Here is a 2,649-nt window from a genome sequence, read left to right on the forward strand (position 1 = left end):
TGCGTATTCCGGTGAACGTGACCGCTGATTCCGTTATCGTGACCGATTGCGCATGGAATGGTGTTACGCGTTCAGATTGTAGAGGTAGCGGTCACGATGGGTCGATATTTATCTCCTTTTCAGGTGGTTTGACGCCGCCCTGGCGCAGCGAGTCACCGCTGAGAGTGAAGCGATGATTTCGCTGCATGATGCGGTCAAGTATGGCGTCTGCAATGGTCGCGTCACCAATCCAGGCGTGCCAGTGTTCGATGGGAAGTTGGCTGGTGATGATGGTGGCGCGGGTGCCGGCACGATCGTCGATGATCTCCAGCAAGTCCGAGCGTGTGGCACTGTCGATCGTCCCCATGCCCCAGTCATCGAGGAGCAGAACGTCGGTCTTGGCGAGTTGCAACAGCCATTTGCCGAAGACGCCGCTGCCGTGACGGATGCGCAGTTCTTCCTGTAAGCGCGGCACACGTTGATAGAGCGCCGAGTACCCGCGTCGACACGCGTACTGCGCAAGCGCACAGGCGAGCCAGGATTTGCCTGCTCCTGTCGCCCCAGTAATCAACACGCTGTGCCCGGCGCTGACCCAATCGCCCAGCGCCAGGCTGAGCACCGCGCGGCGATCCACGCCTTTGCTCGGACGGCTGTCGATATCTTCAATGGTGGCTTGGCCGTACTTCAGCCGCGCCTGTTTCAGTAAGCGTGCCAGTTTGCGGTCATTGCGTGCGTGGATCTCGCGATCGACCAATAAGGCCATACGCTCCTCGAAGCTCATGTCCGTCATGCCCGGCTGGGTCATCTGGTCCTGTAGTGCATCGGCCAGGCCATCAAGCTTTAAGGCACGCAACTGCGTCAGTGTGGTGTGCATCATCATGATCCGTATCCTTTGCTTTATTGGTAGTAAGACGGGCCGCGCACATGCGCGTGATGCGGACTGACCCAATCACTCGGTGGCGTGCCATAGGTAGCGACGCTTGTCTGATCGCGCTTGTTCACCAAGATGTCGCGCACATGTCGGTAATGACAGGTGCCGAGTTGGATCGCTAATGCGCAGGCCGTCTCCAGACGTGATTTACCGTAGCGCCGAGCCAAGGACAGCAAGCCCAGACACGCCCGGTAGCCATGCTCGGGATGACGGTGCTTCTCCAGCAATCGAGTGATGACGGTGCCGGTGGCAACGCCGATCTCCTCACCCCAATGCAACAGGCGCTTCGGCGTCCATTCCAGGTGCGCGCGATGGGCCGCCGGAAGGTGCTCCGGCACGGTTGTGATGCCACCCGCGACGCTAGAGCGGACATGGCTTGCAACGCGTTGCCCACGATGCAGCAGCTCGATCCCCGCTGCTGTCATGCGCGCCTCCAGCACCAATCCCACCAGCGCGTGCGGCACGCTGTAGCGATGATCGTCGATGCTGACGTGGTAATCCACCGGCACGCGCACGTGCTTGAAGTGGGCCAGCTCGTAACGCTGCATCGGCAACGGCAGCAACGCTGGACGGTCTATCGCCTCAAAGGTGCTGGATCGACTCCCTGGTAGCTTCTGGAATAATTTGGCATTGAGTTGTGCCAGTAACGGCGCGATGGCGACGTTGACCTCGGCGACGCTCGTAAAGGCTTGATGGCGCAGGCGCATCATGATCCAGCGCTCGACGACCTGCACCGCAGACTCGACCTTCGCCTTGTCCTGCGGGTGATAGGGCCGCGCTGGCAGCACCGAGGTGCCGTAGTGGCGGGCAAAGTCGAACACCATGTCGGCCGCCCGTGGCTCGTACCGGTCGGGGTCGGTGATCATCGCCTTCGGGTTGTCGGGGATAATCAATTGCGGCACGCCGCCAATGAAATGCAACGCCCGCGTCGTGCCTTCCAACCAGTCTGCCATGCTCTCACGCGGTGTGGCCCACGCGAAGGTGTAGGAAGACGCGCCCAGCGCGGCGACGAAGACATGCGCGCGGGTGCCGTCTGCCAATGCGATGGTTGGTCCGGCGAAGTCGATGAACAGCTTCTCGCCTGCGCGGTGGATTTGCCGCATCGAACGCTTGAGCCGCTTGGCGAAGCACTTCAAATTGACGCAAAACTGCGAGTATTGATAGGTGGGCTCGCCTGGATGCGCCTGGCGGTACTCCTCCCAGAGCAACATCATCGTCATGCCTTTGCGCCGCAGTTCTTGGTGCAAACGGCCATAGTCCGGCTGCACGCGTTCGCGCTGGCAATTCGGGCCGACCAGAATACGCCGTTCGAGTTCGACCTCGTCACAGGCCTGCACCGTGGGCCAGTCGAGCCCGGCAGCGGCGGCCAGCCCCACGTACTTGGTGACAACGCCCTTGGAGAGCCGCAAGGCAGCGGCAATCTGTTCGTGCGACAGCCCAGCGTCGAGCTTGAGCCGCAATACGTCCTTGATCTTACGCATCGTAATCCTTGGCGCGGGCATGCTACTCCAGACGAAATCTGGAAAGCGTACCCTCGCGAAATAAGGTTAGTCGCGTAACACCATTCTGATGCTGTATGACGCCGGTCCGGCAACGTGACCGACGATTCCGGTATCGTGACCGCTCATTCCGGCCCCATACCCAAATCGGTCACGTTCAATCATATTGACCGGTCACGTTGAAACGGAACCGTCGGTCACGATACCGGAATGACCGGTCACGATCGACCGGAATACCCA

2 protein-coding genes are annotated in these 2,649 nt (G+C 60.6%); both read right to left on the bottom strand.

The genetic code is table 11. From position 1 onward, the window contains the following. Positions 1 to 91 precede the first annotated feature (91 nt). Complete coding sequence (istB, locus tag WM40_RS26315; RefSeq protein ID WP_046154528.1) at positions 92 to 859, bottom strand: IS21-like element helper ATPase IstB; 768 nt, start codon at positions 857 to 859, stop codon at positions 92 to 94. 17 nt (positions 860 to 876) lie between these two features. After that, positions 877 to 2,412, bottom strand: coding sequence for an IS21 family transposase (gene istA / locus WM40_RS26320; protein WP_046154529.1), 1,536 nt, complete (start codon positions 2,410 to 2,412; stop codon positions 877 to 879). Positions 2,413 to 2,649: the final 237 nt, after the last annotated feature.

The sequence above is a fragment of the Robbsia andropogonis genome, from assembly GCF_000970345.1.
Taxonomy (GTDB): Bacteria; Pseudomonadota; Gammaproteobacteria; order Burkholderiales; family Burkholderiaceae; genus Robbsia; species Robbsia andropogonis.